The organism is Burkholderiaceae bacterium DAT-1, from assembly GCA_019084025.1.
In the GTDB taxonomy this organism is placed as follows: Bacteria; Pseudomonadota; Gammaproteobacteria; order Burkholderiales; family Chitinimonadaceae; genus DAT-1.
On sequence record JAHRBI010000007.1, the window covers coordinates 245,112 to 266,302 of the forward strand.

Consider the following 21,191-nt stretch of genomic DNA (forward strand, 5'->3'; position numbering starts at 1 on the left):
TGGCGCAACCAGCATGAATTATCAGGCCCAAAGGAAAAACAATGAGCATGAATCGGCGGACATTTCTGTTTCATACCAGCGCAGGCATGGGTTCGATGCTGTGGGCGGCTTGTAGTGAAAGCCAGGGAAGTGATGCAATCAGTTCGCCGCAATCGCCCAATGGGCCGGGGGGCGCAAAAACCAGCAGCGACGTCATCATCATTGGTGCAGGAATCGCCGGCCTGGCAGCGGCGAAGAAGCTACGCGAAGCCGGCAAGACGGTGATGGTTCTGGAGGCGCGCAACCGTACAGGCGGGCGAATTTTCACTCATCCAACCTGGAAGGATGCGCCTGTAGACCTCGGCGCAAGCTGGATACATGGCGCGGGCGATAGAAACCCCATCGCCCAGCTTGCGCATCGCATCGGCGCTCGGCTGGCGAACACCAGCTATGACAACGCAGTCAGTTTTGATTCCAATGGAGTAAAGCTGGATGATGCTGCATCGGCGCAGATCGATAGCTTGCGAAGTCGTCTCAAGTCGGTGCTCAAGGCAGCACAATCTGCAGACGCTGACCAATCGGTGCAGGATGCCGTACGCAAAGGGCTGGACTATGCAAACCGCTCGGCCACTGACAAAGAACGCATCGACTTTCTGGTCAATTCGACCATCGAACAGGAGTATGCCGGAGAGGCCTCGCGCCTTTCTACTTACTGGTATGACAGTGATGCGGTGTATGACGGCGAAGAAGCCATATTCCTTGATGGCTACCAAGTGCTGATCGATTATCTAGCGAAAGGACTGGATATTCGTCTCGGACACGAGGTCCGCGCAATCGCTTATAGTGCAAACGCCGGCGTGACGGTGAGCACGGGTCGGGGCGATTTCACCGCCCGGCAAGTCGTTATTACCTTGCCGCTTGGCGTGCTGCAAAGCGGTTCCGTGCACTTTTCGCCAGCGCTTCCCAGCATCAAACAGACGGCAATCGACAAGCTGGGCATGGGCGTACTCAATAAGTGCTATTTACGCTTCCCCACTGTGTTTTGGGATGGTGATGCCGACTGGATCGAGCACACGCCCAAGAGCGGGCAGTATGGCCGGTGGGCCGAATGGGTCAGCTTTGTGCGCCCCAGTGGTCAGCCTATATTGCTGGGCTTTAATGCCGCAGCCTTCGGCAAGCAGATCGAGGCCTGGAGCGATAAAGAAATCGTCGACAGCGCCATGGCCGCCTTGCGTACGATGTATGGTAACAACATTCCCAACCCGACGGATTGGTCAATTACCCGCTGGAATGCCGACCCATACTCACGCGGGAGTTACTCCTGCAATGTGCTGGGGTCAACGCCGCAGATGCGGACCGATCTGGCCAGCAATGTGGGTGGCCGATTATTCTTCGCGGGCGAAGCCACCGAGAAGCAGTACTTCCAGACCGTTCACGGCGCCTATCAGTCTGGACTGCGAGCGGCAAGCGAAATTCTAGGGGCATGATTCGCACCGGGATCTCAGGGCACTACTGACCCGTAATAGGGCAAAAGGTGGATCTGCGACATTATGGCAAGCAAAACGCAGCTTTGGTCGTGTTACTTTGGAAGGACGTCTAGCAGGTTTGGGAGTCGTACGGTCGCTCAAACGGCAGGTGTGGGTGATTTACGAGCGGCTGCAATCAGCCGGGAGCGGTCCTTCCTATAAGTGTCTCCAAAGCTGCCTGTCAGCCAGGAAATCACAGCTTGTACCGTTATCTAGTCACGCATATTGAATAGCCGTGTTGTTATACGGACCCTGCACGACAAGAATCGAGGCTGTATGCGGGTTGTAGTGATATAGTCTGACGCTTTCATAATAATTATTATGCTGACCGATGGGTCCGTATAATCACTGTTCGGCGTCTCAATCATGACTCTCTCCGCTACATCCGCACCTGGCGAGATGGACAAACAAGGCCGCACCGACCTTCACTGGCATTGCTTCTACGGCAATACGTCAGCCGTTCGTGCTTGCCTGAAGAATGGCTACGATCCAAATGCCCAAGACTCAAGTGGCTACACCCCACTAATGTGCTTGGTTGAAATGCATGACAACGCAGCCTATCGCTCACGCAAGAGAATGTTTCGCTACCTCATTGCTGCTGGCGCAAACATCTCCCTGCCCGACACTATTGGCGCAACCCTTAAGGATCATGTCCGCCACGACCAACGGGGAAGGCTCAGGTCCTTCGTTCGCTCGGAAATCTCACGCCTTCTCAAGAGGGGAAAACGGTGAAGGGCCAGAGACGCCGAACCCATCATTCCACCGGACCTGCGCGAAAAGCCGCGCAGGCCGGTGAATTCAGACATTAGGCCGCAACAAGCCGTGGAAGACCAAAACCCAATCCCAACTCGCCTGTACCGCGTAAAGCCCGCGGTTGTCGTTCCTGGATCGCTGATACTGGTTGCGCTCTGGCTCACTGCGGTCACCGCCCCTTGGGCTTCGATCGCGGTTCCCTTCATCATTTTGGGGTCCATATGCTCCGCGCCGAACCTCAATCTGGCCGATGGATTTCTGGCGCTTGCGGCCGTTGTTGTCGGCCTGTTTGTCGCAGTGAGCCATCCAGAAGCTGGCTCTGCGATCTGCTTAGGAACGCTAGCGAGTTGGGTACTCTCCGCGTTCGAGAAGCGCATAAGGGCAGTTGTACTAGATGAGAGCGAGTAGCGTGAGCGCGGCCGAACTTCGCCATCGGCGCAGCCGGTCGCGGCCTAACAGCTCCGTCAAGGGGACCGGCCCGCGGCCGGCCCCTTATGTCGAACGTTAAACGCTCGTTCTTTTCAAGTTCCAACTTCCGCTACGGGTCGATAATACGCATTCATCCGCGACAAAAGTGAACACTGACCCGCGCTTCGCCTCGTAGGGATGGTTTGCACCTACTGCAGCTCAGACCGAGGACCTGCCCCCGGCGCAAACACCTACCGCCTCACCTCAATGCCCCACCCGATAAACCCGCCCGCTATGCACACCTTCCACGCTGCGCCGATACGCCATGGCCGCGCTTTTCGCGGGGACACCTTCGTAGCCGGGAAAGTACGGTGCGAACCGGTCCATGGATTCGATCAGTACAGTCGGGCTCACCACATTGATGCGGATATCGCGACGGAAATCGCATGCAGCTGCACGCACAAATCCTTCAATGCCAGCATTGGATGCAGCGGCATGGGTGCCTTGTGCAATCGGATCATCAACTGCGATGCCGGACGTCAGGGTAATAGAGCCTCCGTCGTTCAAGTAATGCTGGCCAATTAACGTGACCCGCACCTGACCGAGTAATTTGTCCTGCAAACCTTGAAGGAAATCGGCAGGTGTCATTTTTTCGATTGGACTCAGCAGGACATTGCCGGCTGCAACCACAATTGCATCGACCCGGCCGATCTTTTCAAATAGGCCGCTCACGCTTTCATCGCGGGTAATGTCCACCTGATGATCGCCTCGGGTACGGCCCACTCGGATGACGTCATGTTTTCCTTCACGCGCAAGTTCTTCAGCTACAGCACGACCCACATCTCCAGTGGCACCGATGACGACGACTTTCATAAAGCACTCCTTGTCTCATTCAAATTGGAACGTCGTCATTCTTATGCAAACCAAAAGCATGATAAATGTGCTTTAATTTCGGTGACTACAAACTAAAAGTTAGCAATATGGATAGGCTACGAGCCATGGAAACCTTTGTCGCGGTTGTGGAGGCGGGTAACTTCACCGAAGCCGCGCAGCAGATGGACATCTCGGCGGTGATGGTTGGCAAATATGTGCGTGAACTGGAAACGCATCTCGGAGCGCGTTTGCTGGAGCGTACGACCCGGCGCCAGAGTTTGACCGATGCTGGCCGAGCCTTTTATGAAGATGCCAAGCGTGCCATTGAACACATGCGCATCGCCGAAACGTCAGTTGAGCGACTACGGGCATCTCCATCGGGGACCTTGCGAATCAGCGCGCCTGTGACTTTTGGTGCCTGTGTTGTTGCACCGCTCGCTGCAACTTTTCAGCAAGCCTATCCACTGGTTCGCGTGGAACTGGAACTGAGTAATCGCAATGTCGACCTGATTGAAGAGGGGTTTGATCTGGCGATCCGGATTGGTGAACTGGGTGATGCTGACCTGATTGCCAAGCCACTGACCCTGTACCGCATGGTGATGTGTGCGTCGCCGGCTTATCTCGCTCAATTCGGACATCCTCAATCGCCTCAGGACCTGAAGGATCATCGCTGTCTGTCCCATACCGTATGGAATAGCCGGAGCGGATGGCAGCTAGGCGGGGAAGGGGGCGAGCGCTTTGCAGTGGACTCGGCGTTCTCCTGCAATGATGGCAACGGCTTGCGTATGGCGGCAATCGCGGGCGCGGGACTGTTACTGCAACCGGAAGTGCTAATCGCCGACGATCTGGCAAGTGGAAGGCTAGTGCAAGTAATGCACGACTATTCGCCGACACCCCGCCCGGTTCACATTGTCTATCGACATGATCAGCGACCGCTTCCAAAGCGTACGCACTTTGTAGCGCATTTGCTTGAGCATGTGGCAAAGCGAGATGCATCCAGGCTAGATGTTGCTGGAGGGTGAGCAGAAAAACAGTGTTAACGCCTTCTGCTTCTGAACAGGGAAACGCCACGAAAAAAAGCCCCGGATATCCAGCCGGGGCTTTTGCTATCGGATGACGGTCAGATCAATGCCCGTCCACCAGCACCTCATCCTTGTGCACATGTTCGCTAGCCAGCCACATATACATGGCAGGCACCACAAACAGGGTGAACAGGGTACCGATCGACAGACCAGTAAAGATCACCAGACCCATCGCATGGCGGCCAGCAGCACCGGCACCGGAGGCGATCACCAGCGGCACCACACCGAATACCATCGCGGCGGTAGTCATCAGGATCGGGCGCAGACGCTGTGCCGACGCACCGACAATGGCATCCAGTTTGCTGGCACCCTTGTCGCGCAGCTCGTTCGCCACTTCCACGATCAGAATCCCGTGCTTGGAAATCAGACCCATCAGCGTGACCAGACCCACCTCAGTATAGATATTCATCGTGCCGAAGCCGGTAAAGATGAACATCATGGCACCGAAGAGCGCGAGCGGCACGGTGATCAGAATCACTACCGGATCACGGAAGCTCTCGAACAGGGCGGCCAGCGACAGGAACACCACCACCACCGCAAACAGCATGGTGATCATGAATCCGCCGGATTCCTGCATGTACTGACGTGACTGACCTGCATAGTCCACGGAGTAGCCGGATGGCGCCACTTCCTTCACGGTATCGCGCAGGAACTGCAGCACTTCACCTTGCGATACGCCAGATACGCCGGAAATCGTCACCGAATTCAGCTGCTGGAAGCGCGAGATGGATTCCGGTACCACCTTGGAGCTCAGCGATGCAACGGTACCGAGCGGAATCATCGTGCCTGCAGGCGTCTTGATTTGATAATCCATCAGTTGCTGCGGATTCAGGCGATCAATCTGCTGAACCTGCGGCATCACCTTGTACGAACGACCGTCAATCGAGAAGTAATTGACGTAGCCGCCACCGTAGGCTGCAGTCAGTGCCTGACCAATGTCCTGCTGGGTCAGACCCATGGCCGTGGCCTTGTCGCGATCCACTTCCACCGTAGCTTGCGGGCGATCCACCTTCAGGTCGACGTCCACAAAGTAGAACTTGTTGGATGCGCGTACCTTATCCATTACCTTTTCAACCACCTGGCTGAGGTTCTGGAAAGGCTCGGTGGTGCCGATCACAAACTGCACCGGCAGACCAGACGAACCGGGCAGGGCAGGGAACTGGAAGGCTGCTACACGGGCACCGGCGATCTTGTTCCAGCGCTCCTGCAGATCCTTCTGGATTTCCTTGGCGCTACGGGTCCGCTCGCTCCATGGCTTCATCAGCACGCCACCGATACCTGCATTGGTGGTTGGCACGCCGGTGATCTGGAACATCTGCTTGTATTCGGGCATGGATTTACCCACCTCGAATACTTGCTCGGCGTAGGTCTGCATCTGGTCTGCCGTGGCAGTCGGCGAGCCGACAACCTGCGACAACACAATACCCTGATCTTCTTCTGGTGCCAGCTCGGACTGCGACATCTTGAGCATCAGGGCCAGCAGAACAAACAGAATCACTGCCATGACAACGATCACCGGCCAGGTTCTGAGCAGGCTGACTAGCGAGGTATTGTAGCGATGGCGCACCTTTTCGAACGTGCGGTCAATTGCCTGCACAAACTTGCCGTTATCCTGCTCGGGCGTGAAGAAGCGCGAACACATCATTGGCGACAGCGTCAGCGCCACCACGCCAGATACTGCCACGGAAGCTGCCAGCGTAAAGGCAAACTCGGTAAACAGCGCACCGGTCAGACCGCCCTGGAAACCAATGGGCACGTACACGGCAATCAGCACCACCGTCATCGCCAGAATCGGGCCGCCCAGTTCGCGTGCGGCGAGAATGGCAGATTCGTAAGGCGACTTGCCTTCCTTCATGTGACGATCGACGTTTTCCACGACGATAATCGCATCATCCACCACCAGACCGATGGCCAGCACCAGCGCAAGCAGCGTGAGCAGGTTGATCGAGTAACCCAGCAACAGCATGATGAAGAAGGTGCCGATCAGCGACAGCGGCATGGCAATCACCGGCACCAGCACGGCGCGGAAGCTACCGAGGAACAGGTAGATCACCACGGTCACGATCACCAGCGCTTCCACCAGCGTCTTCACCACCTCGTCAATCGACGTGTTGATGAACTCGGTCGAGTCATAGACGATCTTGCCGGTCAGGCCTTTTGGCAACTGTCCCTGAATGTCAGGAAAGGCCGTACGCACGCGCTGCGCGACATCCAGAATATTCGCCTCAGGCGCCACCTTGATCCCGACAAACACCGACCGCACGCCGCTAAACGCCACGTTAAAGTCATAGTTTTCGGCACCAAGCGTCACATTGGCTACATCTTCCAGACGCACAACCGCATCACCCGAGCGCTTGACTGCCAGCTTCTTGAACTCATCCACGGAGTGGAGGTCCGTCGCAGCCGTCATCGGCACGGTCACCATCTGGCCTTTACTCTGGCCCACGGCGGTGAGGTAGTTGTTGGCGCCCAGTGCAGCATTGACGTCTGCAGCGGTTACACCATGTGCGGCCATGCGCGAACTGTCCAGCCAGGCACGTAGCGCAAATTGGCGCGCACCCAGAATTTCAGCGGTTTGCACACCTTGCACCGAGTCCAGCTTCGGCTTCACCACCCGCACCAGATAATCGGTGACGTTATTGGTGGGTAGCGAATCACTGTAGAAGCCCATATACATGGCAGCAGTGGTCTGGCCAGTTTGCACCGTCAGCACAGGGGTCTGTGCCTGTGGCGGCAGCTGGTTTTTCACCGAGTTGACCTGAGTGTTAATCTGGGTCAGGGCTCGGTTAGCGTCATAGTTCAGACGCAGGGTAGCGGTAATGGTAGACACGCCGCTGGTGCTGGAGGACGACAGGTAGTCGATCCCCTGCGCTTGTGCAATCGCACTTTCCAGTGGCTGGGTTACAAAACCGGCCACCGTTTGCGCATCGGCACCGTAGTAAGCGGTAGAAACGGTCACGACCGAATTCTGCGTGCGCGGATACTGGTTAATCGGCAAGCTGAACAGCGAGCGCAGCCCCAGCACCACGATGAATAAACTCACCGTGGTGGCCAGCACCGGCCTGCGAATAAAGATATCGGTAAAGTTCATTGCCACCCCTTAGTGTTCTTGCGGCGTCGGGTTGGGGTTGTTGGCGGGCACGATCTTGTTGTCGATCACGACAGGCGTACCGTTCTTGAGCTTGATCTGGCCAGTGGTGACCACCTGTTCGCCTTCTTTCAGGCCGCTGGTAATCGCAACTTGATCGCCACGGGTTTCGCCGGTGGTCACGAAGGATTGCTGTACTTCCAGCCCGCCCTTGTCAGACTTCTTCACCACAAACACAGTCGAACCGTACGGGTTGTAAACCACGGCGGTTTGCGGCAGAGTCAGATAGCGCTGAACCGAGCCGACGTCGACCGCAGCATTCACGAACATCCCCGGCAGCAATTGACGCTTGGGATTGCTGATTGTGGCCTGAATCTGCACATTGCGGGTGGCCGGATCAACCTTCGGATTGATTGCGGTTACCTTGCCGGTAAATTCCACGCCTGCAAATGCATCTGCACGTGCAGTAATCTTTTGGCCGACCGACAGATTTGCGACCTTGCGCTGCGGCAGGTAGAAGTCAACATAGACCGGATCAATAGTCTGTAGTGTCACAATCTTGTCGCCCGGATTCAGATACTGACCCGGATTGACTGCCGTAATGCCCACGCGGCCAGAGAACGGCGCGCGGATGGACTTCTTGGCGATCAGTGCTTTTTGCTGTTCGACCTGAGCAGTTTTGGCCTTCAAATCGGCTGTGTCCGCATCAACCTGAGCCTGGCTGATCCCTTGCACGGCCAGTTGCGCCTGATCGCGCTTCAGGGTAGTGGCAGAGAGTTCGGCCGCGGCTTCCAGTGCCTTCAGCTGTGCCAGATCGGAATCGGCATTCAATTCCACCAGCAGTTCGCCCGCCTTTACATCCTCGCCGGACTTGAAGCGAACCTGACGCACCTGTCCGGCAACTTCGCTAGAGATCTCCACACCTCGAACGGCCGACAGTGTACCAATAGAAGCCAGTTGCGGTTGCCAGGTCTGATTGGTGGCCGTGGTAGCCGTTACCGTCTGCGGGCCGGGCTTGGGCGCATTCGCCATCATCTGCTTGATGTGCATGAAGAATCCGCCCGCCAGTGCGACGATGAGGAGCAGAACGCCACCCAGCATGATCAACATTCGTTTAGTCATTTTGTACTCTTTGGAAAATGGTTAGCCCATTCATTCAGCACACTAACTGCTGTGCCGATGTCCTTATTGCTTATTGATGCTTGGCACCGTTCCCGGTCGCGCCTGCGGTATCCCACCAGCCGCCACCCAGCGAGGCAAACAGCGCAGCGGTATCGGCATAGCGCGCACCTTGCGCATTGGCGAGATTCAGCTGGCTTTGCGCATAGGCCTGCTCGGCACTGAGTACGCTAGTGAGGCTGACTGCACCGGCAGCATGCTGCTTGCGAACGATATCGCGGGTCTGGCGGGTCTGGGCTGCGTTATCAGCCTGCGCCTTGAGCACATCGGCATCGCTTTCCAGTGCACGCAAATTGTCCGCCACATTCTGGAAGGCGCTCAGTACCACGGAACGATACTGGGCTTCGGCTGCGTCGTAGTTCGCCTGCGCCGCATCCTTGCGTGCACGCAGTGCACCGCCATTGAACAGCGGCTGGGTCAGACCCGCACCGATATTCCACAGGGTACTGCCTGCGCCGCCCGCACCTGTTTCCACCCGGCTATAGCTAAAGCTACCAGTGAGATTCAGTTGCGGATAGAGATTGGCGGTGGCTAAGCCTAGATTGGCAGACGCCTGATGCAGCAGGGCTTCGCTGGCCTGGATGTCCGGGCGCTGGCGTGCCAGGGCAGAGGGCAGGGCCACCGGCAGGCGTTCCGGCAATTTCACGTTGGCCAGTGTGATGGCGGGCACAGATGTATCCGAAGCCGGCAGACCCAGCAGCGTATTCAGTGCGTGGCGGGACTGTCCGGCGGATTTCTCCAGTGGCGCGATCTGTGCTTCGAGCTGATTGACGGCGTTGCGCTGATTCAGCACAGCGGTCAGCGGAATGGCACCCAGTTGCAGCTGCTTTTCCTGAATCTGCAAGACATTACGACCCGCATCCAGCGCTGTTTTGGCAGCCTGCAGCTGATCGCGCAAGGTGGCCTCGCGGATGGCGGTGGTCACCACATTGGAAACGAGCATATTGCTTGCAGCCAGATGCTGAAAGCGCTGGTAATCCACCGTGGCAGCCAGCGATTCCAGCTGGTGTTTGTTTGCGCCAAACAGGTCAATCGAGTAGCTCACGTTCACGCCAGCGTTGTACAGGTTGTACACACTGGGCGTTGCGCCGGCCATCTGGCCACGTTGACGCTGTGCGCCAAGCTGACCATTGACTTGCGGATAGCTCAGACTACCCGTGGTGGCACGCAGATTATCCTGTGCGGCCTCCAGAGTGTGCTGTGCGGCCTGCAAACCGGGGTTGTTCTTGAGCGCAGTGCGGATCATCTGGTCCAGCTCGGGCGATTGGAACAGTGTCCACCACTGAGCGGGTAAAGATTGTCCGTAGTCTACTTGCTGGGCAACCCCCGCCTGACGGTTGTCGTGCGTGGTTGCATCATGGGTTTTGCTGACGGCATTGCCCGAGACATAGCGATCAGACACACCCTTGGCAACATCTGGTGCCTGAAAGGCAGGGCCCGTTGCGCAACCAGTCAGCATCGTGCCGATCAATAGCGGTATCGCACGGTGTGGAAGTGTTAAATGCACCGTTTGCTCCTTTAAATGGAACGGCTCCGTTTAAGAGTCGGAGCCTGGTCATCGCGACGCATCTGCGCATGACGCCCTGCAACATGCGTTACATCATGTTATGCAAGGGATGCGTTTACGTCCATGTGATTGTATCGCAGGCGTTTGAAAAATGGTTAATAAATGAACTTTTTTATTTTCAATGAAGCGGCTTGAAATCTGATTGGAATTGTGTGCAATCAGTAATCGAAAGAAGCGGCGTTTGGACGAAAGCGTGTTAGAGCATGCCGGAATACACAAATGTCATGAATGTACAGTTTGAAGTGTTGCCATGTTGCCGTACAAAAAAAGCCCCGCTACACACCTTGTGTGCACGGGGCGAGGAGAAGTTCAGAGAAAACGGATTACTTCAGGTACGGCAACCATGGCTGTTCGGCACGGATAGCGTAGGTGTTTCCACCGAAGTTCACGGTGTAATTGGCCGGCCCTGAGGCAGGCAGGGAGTGATTCAGTTTGATGGCCGTGCTTGCACCGGGCGCCAGTGAGCTCCAAGTTGGAATCTTCACAGAAACACGATGCATATCACCCTTCAGACCGCCAATATTGTTGCCGGTATGGCCGGCGGTGATGACCTTGGTGCCATAGCCACTTTGATCGGATACCGTGCCCGGTGTCGAGGTCGGCAGGTCGAATTGGAATTCGGTGCCACCCGGCAGCGTCTGTGTCGAGTTATTAGTGACGGTCAGTGTAGGTGTAATGGGGTAGTTGCTGTCACCCAGTGCATATCCGCTCAACGCAAATTTCACATCAATCGCGGCAGTCGGCACCGCACCTGTTGCGCGCTTATTGTTATAAGGCGCAGCCTTGGCAAAGGCAGTTTGATAGATGCTGGTCAGCGTGGTACCCATAAAGTATTCGCCTGCACCATTGTTGCGTGATGCGTTCCAGTCATAATCGCCGGCCAGTTCCCAGATCATCACGCCGCCGACGCCATGATCAACAATCCACTGTGCCTTCTGGGTGGTGGATTGCTCATCTTCGGTCGACAGGAAAACCTTCTTGCTGGCATTCCACAGCCACGGTGCCACCAGTGTGCTGTTGTAATAGCGCGTGTAGGTGCCGGACAGTGTGTCTGCTGGGTTAGCACCCGGCTTCAGGCCGTATGCGGCCAGATAGCTACCCGCCAGCCCCTTTTCCAGATTCTTGGCATGCCACATCGGGTTACCGCCGCCCGGAATTTCCTTACCCGCAGCATCCAGATCACGCCAGACATTATCGATGCCTACCGCCCCATTGCCGCAGGTTTTCAGACCATTCGGGCAGTTGCTGCCTACAGCAGTACCCCATAGCCCGTTTGTGCCACCGCTGACGTCCTTGAAGCCTCGGGTGTAGTAAGGCACACCCATATTGATGCGACCAGATTGCATCGCACCCCGGAAATAGTGGTAGGCCCAATCAGTGTTCAGATAGCCGATGCCGCCGTACTGTGCCGAGGTGTAAACGCTCCACTTGGTGAGTTCGGCATCTTTGCCATCGTCGTATAGGGCAGCGTTGGGACCAACGAATTCGTTCCAGGCACCATGCAGGTCATAGGACATGACGTTGACGAAGTCGAGATATTGCAGTGAACTGTAATTCTCCATACCACGCAGGATCCAGCCTGACGCGGTTGCGGCAATACTGAGCTCGTAGTACTTACCATCCTGTGCGGCGGCAGTATCGAGCTGCTGACGGAGTGTTTTAAGCAGTGCGCTGTAGCTGGCAACCAGGCCGGCTTTACGTGCATTGGCTACAGTGAAATCATCAGGATTACCCGCATCTTTCATTGAGGTTGGATATTCGTAATCAATATCCACGCCATCAAAATTATATTTGCGCAGGAAGGCAACCACCGAAGAGGCAAATGTATTAATGCCGGCGGTATTAATCGAGCCATCTGCATTGGTTGTCAGCGAATAAAATCCACCGGAGGGAACACGCTTTCCTGCGGCATCAAAGTACCCACCCGTTTCCGCCCAGCCGCCGACTGAAATGAGCGTCTTGACGCCGGGATTCAGTTTTTTGTACTTATTCAGCAGATTGAAATGGCCAGTATAACTATAGCTGCTATCCATTTCTGCACCGCTTACGCCAGGCCAGGTCATATTGGTGGATGAATTATTAGCGGCCGCCGGATCGCCAATCGAAATCTGATTGTTGCCGTCAATATGCGCGAAGGCATAATTGATATGGGTAATCTTGCCCCACGGAATATTATTTACGAGGTAGGACGGGCTGCCATCCTTGCCTGTGCGCCAGCTAGTGAAATAGCCGACGATGCGGCGTTTCAGATTTGGCAGTATTTCGCGGCCATCGGTGCCGTAAACTTTGCAATAGGGCGGCGTGACCGTGGCGGTAGTGACCAGACCATCCGGCTTGCAGAGCTGGTCGCCGGTAGGCTGAGTGGCGGGTGTCAGAACGACACCGCCGCCGCCCCCACCACCGCCTCCACCGCTGCCATCACAGGCACCTACAAGTGTCCAGGGGCTGTTGGCTGAGCCAGGCGTATTCCCCTGGGTCCACCACTTGGCTGACCAGAGCTGGTTTTGGTAAGTAACTTGTGCGCCGCCGTTATAGGCAGTCGTGGCAGACCATGCGGGCGCTGTACATGCCGCTGCAGCGCGAACACCTGATTTGAATGGGGTAGCGGGACCTGCGGCTTGAGTAAAGCTGCCTGCTACAAACAATGCAGCAGGTACAAGCAATTTGATAGATTTCATATCTGTGCTCCCAGATTGAATGACATGGTCACGGCGTGACCGCTTGTTGCAGATCAAGTGGAAGACAGGTTTGAAGTTTTATATAACCACTGATCAAATGGCATTCTAGTGGTTTGTTTGCTAGAGGTCGGAATTGAATAAAGGCGTTGATATTTGTCTGTAGGTCACTACATAGCTGGTCTTGATACCACCTATCTATGTTGATTTGAATGATTCCAGATACTCAGGCTGTCTTAAAGCCACATTTATCAAGTGGTCTGCATTATCTATTTAATGAGCGAGTGCTTGACTGTATCTAAAAAATTACAAAATGATGAAAGTGGTCGCTGGAAATAAAATGGGCGGCAAATGACCGCCCATCGAATTGACTGAAATGCTTGAGGCTTAATTGGCTGTGGCGGCCTTAACTGCGGAAACTGCATCCACAATGCCTGATCCGCATCCCGGGCAGTTACCCGGGGGGGTGCGTGTCGTTTTAATCAGAATATTCCGCACCTGAGCCGGTGTAAGCTTCGGATTGACTGACAGCATCAGCGCGGCAACCCCTGAAACATGCGGAGCAGCCTGAGACGTGCCAACCATCGTGCCATATGTGGTGTCGTCAGGTTTGGCGTTATCTCCGGAGGGGAGGGTGGACGTAATGGTGCCCAGCGTGCCGCCACCGCCGCCCGGTGCTGCAACCGCTACCGTTGCACCGTAATTGGTATAGCCGGCGCGCCCCCCTGTATTATCGGTGGATCCCACCGCAATCACGCCCGGACAATTTGCGGGCGAGAAGGCCTTGGAATCCATCCCGTCGTTACCGGCAGAGACCACTACGACGCTACCTTGACTCAGTGCAAATTTGATCGCTTCTGCCTCGGTATGCGTACATGCACCCGCACTACCGAGTGACATATTAATCACGTTAGCTTTATTGGGATTGTCCGGGATTTTGGTCGCCTTTGCGCGATCCACCCATGCCGATCCGCCAGCAGCCCACACAATGGCGTCGGCAATATCCGAGGAGGTGCCACCGCATTTACCCAGGGCTCTCAGGGGTAGAACCTTTGCATTGAATGCTACGCCGATGATGCCTGCAGCATTTCCGGCTGCAGCGACAATTCCGGAAACGTGGGTGCCATGCCAGGAGCTGGAGCCGCCATTACAGCCATAATCACCCAAATCAATGCCATCCGGACCCCGCACGCTGCCGGAAACTGCACCTGCATTTGCAATATCGGCGCTCGTAATGAAGTTGTAGCCGTAATGTCCCGCGACATTGTCAATTGCGGGGGTTAAGTTAGGCGTGAGATCGGGATGCGGACGATACCCCGTGTCGATGACGGCAATAACAGTGTTCTTGCCTGTCGAAATATCCCAGGCTGCTGGCAGGTTGAGGCCGCCGGGCTGGGATGCGCTATCCTTCATATCCCATTGTGTCCCATCTGTATACATCGGATCACTCGGGGTGTAAGTGATATGGCGCATGTAATCCGGCTCAGCGTATTCAATCGAGCGATCCATCTGCACCAGTTTGCTGGCCAGCGTTTTCATCTCCCGGATCGATACGGGTTTGTTTGTACGATAAACCCAGCTACCCGTGGCCATTTGCCGTACGTGCTGAACACTCAATCCTTGCGCAGTGGCGGCACGCTGGACGGCGGAGAGATGCGTGTTGATGGTAGCTGCAGCCGCTTGCACTGAACCGGCTGTTTGAGCGGATTGCATCGTGCCTGCGCCGGGTTCATTTCTGAACTTGACGATCAGCTGAGATACGCTGGGTTGATTGAACGACAGCGGGCGATTACGAATCTGTACGGCACCTTCCGCTGTATTGAGCATGAGGGTCGCTGCCATGCAGATGGCCAGTGCCGACAGCTGGAATGGGGCATGATGTTTCATGTCGGAATTCTCCGGTAAGAACAGTGACTGGTTTAAGCGTGATAAGGAATGGTGGTCAGGCTAGCAGGTGTGCTTCCGCCCCCGGCCCACTTGTCGCCCCATGTCACGAAACTGCCATCCTTTTTGATTGCGATGTAACCACCCAGTGAGGTGGCATAGATGGCTCTTACGCCAGTAAGTTGTGCGCTAACGCTGCTACTGTCACCACCCTTGCTTGCTACGCCCCATGTCACCACGGTTCCATCCGACTTTAATGCGGCAAACGAATATTTATTGGCCACGATATTCAACACGCCAGTGAGTTTGCTCGTAACAGCACTGCTATCTCCACCCGTATTGGCGTCACCCCAGGTGACGACTGTTCCGTCGGATTTCAGCGCTGCAAATGCATAATCCGTGCTGTAAAGCGCGGATACGCCAGTTAGCGAAGATTGAACCGCTGCCAGGCTGCTACCCATCCGCTGTGAATCACCCCAGCTGACGACGACGCCATCTGACCTCAGGGCTGCAAAGGCCGTTTGCGTGGCCTTGACCGATTTCACATTCACCAGTTTGTCAGCGAGGCTTGAAGAGTCGGCAGCTTCTACATCGTTCGCATAACCAAAGGCTGTGACCTTGCCTGTCGCATCCAGTGCCGCGCCAACGAAGCCATTGGCGGTGATCGAGCGGACATTCACCAAGGCATCTGTGCCGGACGCCCACCCAAACGCGCCATTCGGATCAGCGCCGACAACGCTTCCGGGATGCTCCGTATCCTTGTTGTAGATGGCGATAAAATCATAATTGGTGCCTACGATCTGTTGGACACCAGTAGGCGTAGCCGACCATGCAGTGAATTCACCCCCCGCTTCGGGATCGCCGAAAGGGACAACAGTTTGATCCGACAACAGCGCGGCATAGGCGCCTTCTGTCGAGGCAATGGACACCACATTCTTCAGCGCTGCAATTTTACTTGCCGTGAGGCCTTTTTTCGCATCATTCAAGTTGACGAAGTTGCCATCCTGATTCAATTCACGGTAGGCACCCCATGCAACAAACGAGCCATCACTCTTGATACCAAAGTAAGCGGTTCGACCTGCAATGAGTCGAGCAATACCTGTCAGCGAACTGGTCGCAGAGCTTACTTTTTCCGGATCTGTCACCGCAATAATCGAACTACCCCAGGCACGCACGCTTCCATCCTGTAACAGGGCGGCAAAGCCGCGTTCGGATGGGACGATCTGGGCAATATTCTTGATCGCTTCAGCTGCAGTCGTTTGTCCGCCCCACACGGTACTTCCCCATGCTGTGGCTGTGCCGCTATTGAGGACTGCGAAGGCCGATGTCGACGCAAACACATTTTGTGCCACAAGGGTTTCGCTTGCAGTTGCAGTCGAGCAGGAGGCGACGGCGGTCACCGCAACATTGGGTGAACTGTCGTCAATTGAAGCGCCACTACCTAATACCGCACCAGATGCATCTTTCCAAGAAATAGAAGGTGTCGCAGCGCAGTTTGCCGAAGTCACGACTGCGGTGAGCGAACCGCCCCGTGCACCGAACACGTCAATGGTGACCGATGCCGGTGGCGGAACCGGTGTGGGTGTTGGGATGGGTGTGCTGCCCCCCCCTCCGCCCCCCCCACATCCATAAAGAATGGCGGTTGCAGCTGTAATCATCGCGGCAGTAAGGGGGACAGGCTTGACCTGTTTGATTATTGTAAGTTGCTTGCGGATTGGCATAACTCTCCTCTTTCACACAGAACGGCCACTTGTTAGATGGTAGTGGGCAATGGCCGAGAATGGGCTAATTGCGACAATCAATTATTCGCTTTTCAGCATTGTGTGTTCCGGATGAAACAGATTTGTGGCGACCAATGCCTTTGGATCGAGCAGCAAAACCGTGTAAAATCCGTTTTTTGCAAGAGAGCCGCCGCAATGGACAAAATCCTCATCCTCGATTTCGGTTCCCAGGTTACGCAGCTTATCGCCCGTCGTGTGCGTGAAGCCCATGTGTACTGTGAATTGCACCCATTCGACATGTCAGTCGAAGCTATCAAGGCATTCAATCCAAAGGGCATTATTTTGTCCGGCGGCCCGAATTCGGTGTATGAGGACGAAACCTACCTGGCCGATAAGGGTCTGTTCGACCTGGGTATTCCGGTGCTCGGTATTTGCTACGGTATGCAATGGATGGCGCAATCGCTCGGCGGCAAGGTAGAAGCCGGAGAAAAGCGTGAATTCGGCTATGCAGCCATTCAGGCACGTCACCACTCCAAATTGTTCGAAGGTCTGAGCGATCACGTTGATGCGGCTGGCAATGCTTTCCTCGATGTCTGGATGAGCCACGGTGACAAGGTCACCCAGATGCCTGCAGGATTCCATGTCATCGCCGACACGCCATCTTGCCCGATCGCCGCCATGGCCGACGAAGACCGCAAGTTCTACGCGGTGCAGTTCCACCCCGAAGTCACCCACACCAAGCGCGGCACCGAAATGCTGCATCGCTTTGTGTTGCACGTCTGCGGCGCACAGCCGTCGTGGACCATGCCGAATTACATCGACGAAGCCGTCAAGAAGATCCGCGAACAAGTGGGTAGCGATGAAGTGATTTTGGGTCTGTCTGGCGGCGTGGATTCGTCTGTTGCTGCTGCCCTGATTCACCGCGCGATTGGCGATCAGTTGACCTGTGTGTTTGTCGATCACGGCCTGTTGCGCCTGAACGAAGGCGAAATGGTCATGGAAATGTTTGCGCGCGGTCTGGGCGTGAAGGTCATCCATGTCGACGCCACTGCGCAGTTTATGGGCCATCTGGCCGGCGTGACCGATCCCGAGCAAAAGCGCAAGATCATCGGCCGCGAATTCGTTGAGGTCTTCCAGGCCGAATCCGGCAAGCTGGTGAACGCCAAGTGGCTGGCGCAAGGCACGATTTATCCGGACGTGATCGAATCGGCCGGTGCCAAGACCAAGAAAGCGCACACCATCAAGAGCCACCACAATGTGGGCGGCCTGCCGGAAGATATGAACCTGAAGTTGCTCGAGCCGCTGCGCGAGCTGTTCAAGGATGAAGTGCGCCAGCTGGGCGTGGCGCTGGGCCTGCCGGCCGAGATGGTGTACCGCCATCCCTTCCCAGGTCCGGGTCTGGGCGTGCGTATCCTGGGCGAAGTGAAGCGTGAATACGCCGAACTGCTGAAGCGCGCCGATGCGATCTTTATCGAAGAGCTGCGCAACACCGTCGACGAAAAGACCGGCAAGAACTGGTACGACCTGACCTCGCAGGCATTTGCTGTCTTCCTGCCGGTGAAGTCCGTCGGCGTGATGGGCGATGGCCGCACTTACGAATGGGTGGTGGCACTACGCGCTGTGGTTACAAGCGACTTCATGACCGCGCACTGGGCCGAACTGCCGTACAGCCTGCTGGGCAAGGTGTCCAATCGTATCATCAACGAAGTACGCGGCATCAACCGTGTGGTGTACGACGTGAGCGGCAAGCCGCCTGCGACGATTGAGTGGGAATGATCTGAGCGGACGGTGAATCGAAGGGTTCACTCGCCGGACTGATTTAAATAGCGGCTGCACTGTGTGCGGCCGTTGTTGTTTCTGGTGTTGCTTAGCGGGAGGTCGATGAGGGTACGATTGAGCTGTGACGGGTTTTTTTGCGGGTATGATGTTTGGAGCGACTTTTTTAGCGTGCGATAGGTTGCGATTGTTTGTGTAGCCGGTGGTGCCTTTAGAGAGGCGCTGGGGAACTCGGCGATAAGCCGGTCGATCCCTGCGCGAAACGCTCACGATATGCCACGTCTTGCGGGTATGATCAGCAAACCCAAAACACAATTACACTACGATTTCTCTATGAATGTTCAATATGCGCCTCATGTCTGAAACCAACTGCAGCAAGGGTCTGGGCAGGCGATGTTATCGCTGATATTGATCGCCGCTGCGGGGCAGGGCTTGATTCTCTGTGCATGGTTGCTGTACGAGCGCAAAGGGAATGTGCAGGCCAACCGCCTGCTGGCCGGGCTGCTTGGCGTATTTATCCTTCTGATGCTCCACGCGCTGGCTGAAGAGCGGGGGGTCTTTGAATTGTATCCGCACCTGATTCGGTCGGTTGCGGCATTTCCTTTGCTTATCGGTCCGTTGAGCTGGTTATATCTGGGTTGCCAGCTTGAAGGACGGCAATTGAAACGCCGTGATCTCGTGCATGGCCTTCCTTTTGCGCTGTTCTTCATTGCATGGCTGCCGCTCATGCTCGGGTCACCGGGCCCACGACCGGGGCTTGCCGGGGTAATTGGTGCGGCCGCACTATTGAAGGTTGTTCATCTGGCGAGTTATGCGCGTGCGGGATACGACATCCTGCGGCGCGTTCGTTCTCCAGGATTGAATCGACTGTCTGCGTGGTTAGCCGGGGGACTCGTGCTGGATGCGCTGGTTTTTGTGGTCGAGCAAGTCTCACCGTCCATGCCCATATGGTCAGACAAGCTGGGTGCGCTCGTGCTAACCGGTTTTGTGTACGGGCTGGCTGTGCAGTCGCTCCGACTGCCTGAACCGGATAAGCGACGCTACGCATCGAGCACACTCGACGATGCTCTGCGCAAGCCATCCATGGAAGCACTTATCGCCAGTATGGAGCAGGGTCATCTCTACAGGGACGGGGAGTTGAGCCTGGAGTCGCTTGCCGAACAATTGGCGCTGACCACACACGAGCTGTCACAGTTAATCAATCAGTCCTGCGGCGTCAATTTTCAGGAATTCCTCAATGGCTATCGGGTAGAGGCGCTGAAGCGTGCGCTGTCCGATCCGGCTCGTTCAAAGGTGACCATACTTGAACTTGGCATCGAGGCAGGCTTTAACAGTAAGAGCGCGATGAATCGTGTCTTTAAAAAGCATACGGGGCAGACGCCTACGACATTTCGCCGCGAATGAAACGGCGCAAATCATAAGTTGGCACGCGCCACACCCTGTAAATCCGCATGCTGGGGCTTGTTTTTAGTCGATGAAAGATGCCCCATGTCCCGATGTTTCCTCGTTACTCTGCTTTCCTTCATTTTTACACTGGCAGGTGCCACCACACCTGCGTGTCCCGAGGGGGCCAACGCACCCATTCATGAGCACGCTTTCGTACCCATTCGGGGGATCGAGCAGTGGGTGACCATAGATGGCGAGCATTGTGGCAATCCGGTGATCTTGTTTGTGCACGGCGGTCCCGGCAATCCTTTGAGCCCATTCGCCGATGCACTCTTTGGTGACTGGCAGAAAGATTTCACGCTGGTGCAATGGGATCAGCGCGGGGCGGGACGGACCTATACGCGCAATAACCCCCATGAGGACTTGACTGTCCGTGGCATGGCTGATGATGGCGTCGCAGTGGCAGAACATGTGCTGACACGCCTCGGTAAGTCGAAACTCATATTGTGGGGCAGTTCCTGGGGGACGGTGCTTGCCCTGAATATGGCGGCGTCACGTTCTGATCTGTTTCACGCCTACATGGGCGTCTCGCACATGGTAGGGCAGCGCCAAAATGAAGCGGCCAGCTTTGCCGCGACGCTGACACTTGCACGTGCTGCCAATGATCGTGATGCGTTAGCCGCGCTTGAATCGATGGGGCCGCCACCCTGGACCAATCCACGACATTTAGGCGCTCTGCGACGTGTGACGCGGAAATACGAGGCGATGGTATCGGATGCGGCGCCTAAGCAATGGTGGCAAGCGGAGCAGGGGCCCGACTTTGACGAATCGGAAGCGTATGCTTGGCTGCAATTTGTCGGCATGCATGGCGACGGCATGTTTAGAACCGTGGATATGGAACGCGATGTGCAGCGTCTGGATTTGCCTGTCTTCATCGTTCAGGGTGAGGCGGATTTGGTGACTCATCCTGCGGTGACTCGGCGCTGGTTTGATGCCCTGAATGCACCGGAAAAGCAATTTACGGTCGTGGCGCGGGCCGGTCACGACCCGAACTTGCCGATGCTTGAGGCGCAATGGCTGCTGCTCAAGTCACGTCGCTGGGAGTGAAATTTCCAAATCGCTTGACGGTCAGAATCAGCTTCGTGGGTCTAGCCCGTAATGTGCGCGCTTTGCTTTCAGTGTATTTGCAACTGCTAAATCTGGCAAATGTATTGGCGGTGCAACATTGCGGCACCACATTAAGGCTGGATGAAAAATGTTGCGATAAGACCACTGATTCGTCAAAGAATTTTCG

The 21,191-nt window shown here is 55.8% G+C and carries 13 protein-coding genes; 6 read left to right on the plus strand and 7 right to left on the minus strand.

Annotation, left to right across the window (positions count from 1 at the left end; genetic code table 11):
* Positions 1–47 precede the first annotated feature (47 nt).
* Together KSF73_16145 and KSF73_16150 are read left to right on the plus strand one after the other, a co-directional pair.
* Positions 48–1,466, plus strand: coding sequence for an FAD-dependent oxidoreductase (locus tag KSF73_16145; protein MBV1777253.1), 1,419 nt, complete (start codon positions 48–50; stop codon positions 1,464–1,466).
* Positions 1,467–1,871: 405 nt separating this feature from the next.
* Positions 1,872–2,237, plus strand: coding sequence for an ankyrin repeat domain-containing protein (locus KSF73_16150; GenBank protein ID MBV1777254.1), 366 nt, complete (start codon positions 1,872–1,874; stop codon positions 2,235–2,237).
* A gap of 693 nt (positions 2,238–2,930) precedes the next feature.
* Here KSF73_16150 and KSF73_16155 read toward each other — a convergent pair.
* Positions 2,931–3,539, minus strand: a complete 609-nt coding sequence (locus KSF73_16155) for a short chain dehydrogenase (GenBank protein MBV1777255.1) — start codon at positions 3,537–3,539, stop codon at positions 2,931–2,933.
* A gap of 107 nt (positions 3,540–3,646) precedes the next feature.
* Here KSF73_16155 and KSF73_16160 point away from each other — a divergent pair, with 107 nt between their 5' ends.
* Complete coding sequence (locus tag KSF73_16160; GenBank protein MBV1777256.1) at positions 3,647–4,561, plus strand: LysR family transcriptional regulator; 915 nt, start codon at positions 3,647–3,649, stop codon at positions 4,559–4,561.
* A 103-nt stretch (positions 4,562–4,664) separates the two neighbouring features.
* On the opposite strand, the gene KSF73_16165 is transcribed toward KSF73_16160, so the two are convergent.
* The 6 genes from KSF73_16165 to KSF73_16190 all read right to left on the minus strand — a co-directional run bounded on the left by KSF73_16165 (position 4,665) and on the right by KSF73_16190 (position 16,672).
* The gene (locus KSF73_16165; protein MBV1777257.1) at positions 4,665–7,712 is read right to left on the minus strand and encodes an efflux RND transporter permease subunit; all 3,048 of its coding nucleotides are present in this window, start codon (positions 7,710–7,712) and stop codon (positions 4,665–4,667) included.
* Between the two features lie 9 nt (positions 7,713–7,721).
* Positions 7,722–8,831 (minus strand): efflux RND transporter periplasmic adaptor subunit, encoded by a 1,110-nt coding sequence (locus KSF73_16170; GenBank protein MBV1777258.1) that lies wholly within the window; start codon positions 8,829–8,831, stop codon positions 7,722–7,724.
* Between the two features lie 70 nt (positions 8,832–8,901).
* Positions 8,902–10,395, minus strand: a complete 1,494-nt coding sequence (locus KSF73_16175; GenBank protein MBV1777259.1) for an efflux transporter outer membrane subunit — start codon at positions 10,393–10,395, stop codon at positions 8,902–8,904.
* A gap of 383 nt (positions 10,396–10,778) precedes the next feature.
* Positions 10,779–12,779 carry a chitinase C-terminal domain-containing protein gene (locus tag KSF73_16180; GenBank protein MBV1777260.1) on the minus strand — a complete coding sequence of 667 codons (2,001 nt, stop codon included), beginning with the start codon at positions 12,777–12,779 and terminating at the stop codon, positions 10,779–10,781.
* A gap of 738 nt (positions 12,780–13,517) precedes the next feature.
* Positions 13,518–15,017: a S8 family serine peptidase gene (locus KSF73_16185; protein MBV1777261.1), complete on the minus strand. Its 1,500-nt coding sequence runs from the start codon at positions 15,015–15,017 to the stop codon at positions 13,518–13,520.
* Between the two features lie 32 nt (positions 15,018–15,049).
* On the minus strand, positions 15,050–16,672 hold the full coding sequence (locus KSF73_16190; GenBank protein MBV1777262.1) for a hypothetical protein: 1,623 nt from the start codon (positions 16,670–16,672) through the stop codon (positions 15,050–15,052).
* Between the two features lie 258 nt (positions 16,673–16,930).
* Here KSF73_16190 and guaA point away from each other — a divergent pair, with 258 nt between their 5' ends.
* The 3 genes from guaA (at position 16,931) to KSF73_16205 (ending at position 21,004) form a co-directional block, all read left to right on the plus strand.
* Complete coding sequence (gene guaA, locus KSF73_16195) at positions 16,931–18,511, plus strand: glutamine-hydrolyzing GMP synthase (protein ID MBV1777263.1); 1,581 nt, start codon at positions 16,931–16,933, stop codon at positions 18,509–18,511.
* A gap of 393 nt (positions 18,512–18,904) precedes the next feature.
* Positions 18,905–19,915, plus strand: coding sequence for a helix-turn-helix domain-containing protein (locus KSF73_16200; GenBank protein ID MBV1777264.1), 1,011 nt, complete (start codon positions 18,905–18,907; stop codon positions 19,913–19,915).
* Between the two features lie 84 nt (positions 19,916–19,999).
* Positions 20,000–21,004, plus strand: a complete 1,005-nt coding sequence (locus tag KSF73_16205; GenBank protein ID MBV1777265.1) for an alpha/beta hydrolase — start codon at positions 20,000–20,002, stop codon at positions 21,002–21,004.
* The last annotated feature ends 187 nt before the right edge of the window (positions 21,005–21,191 follow it).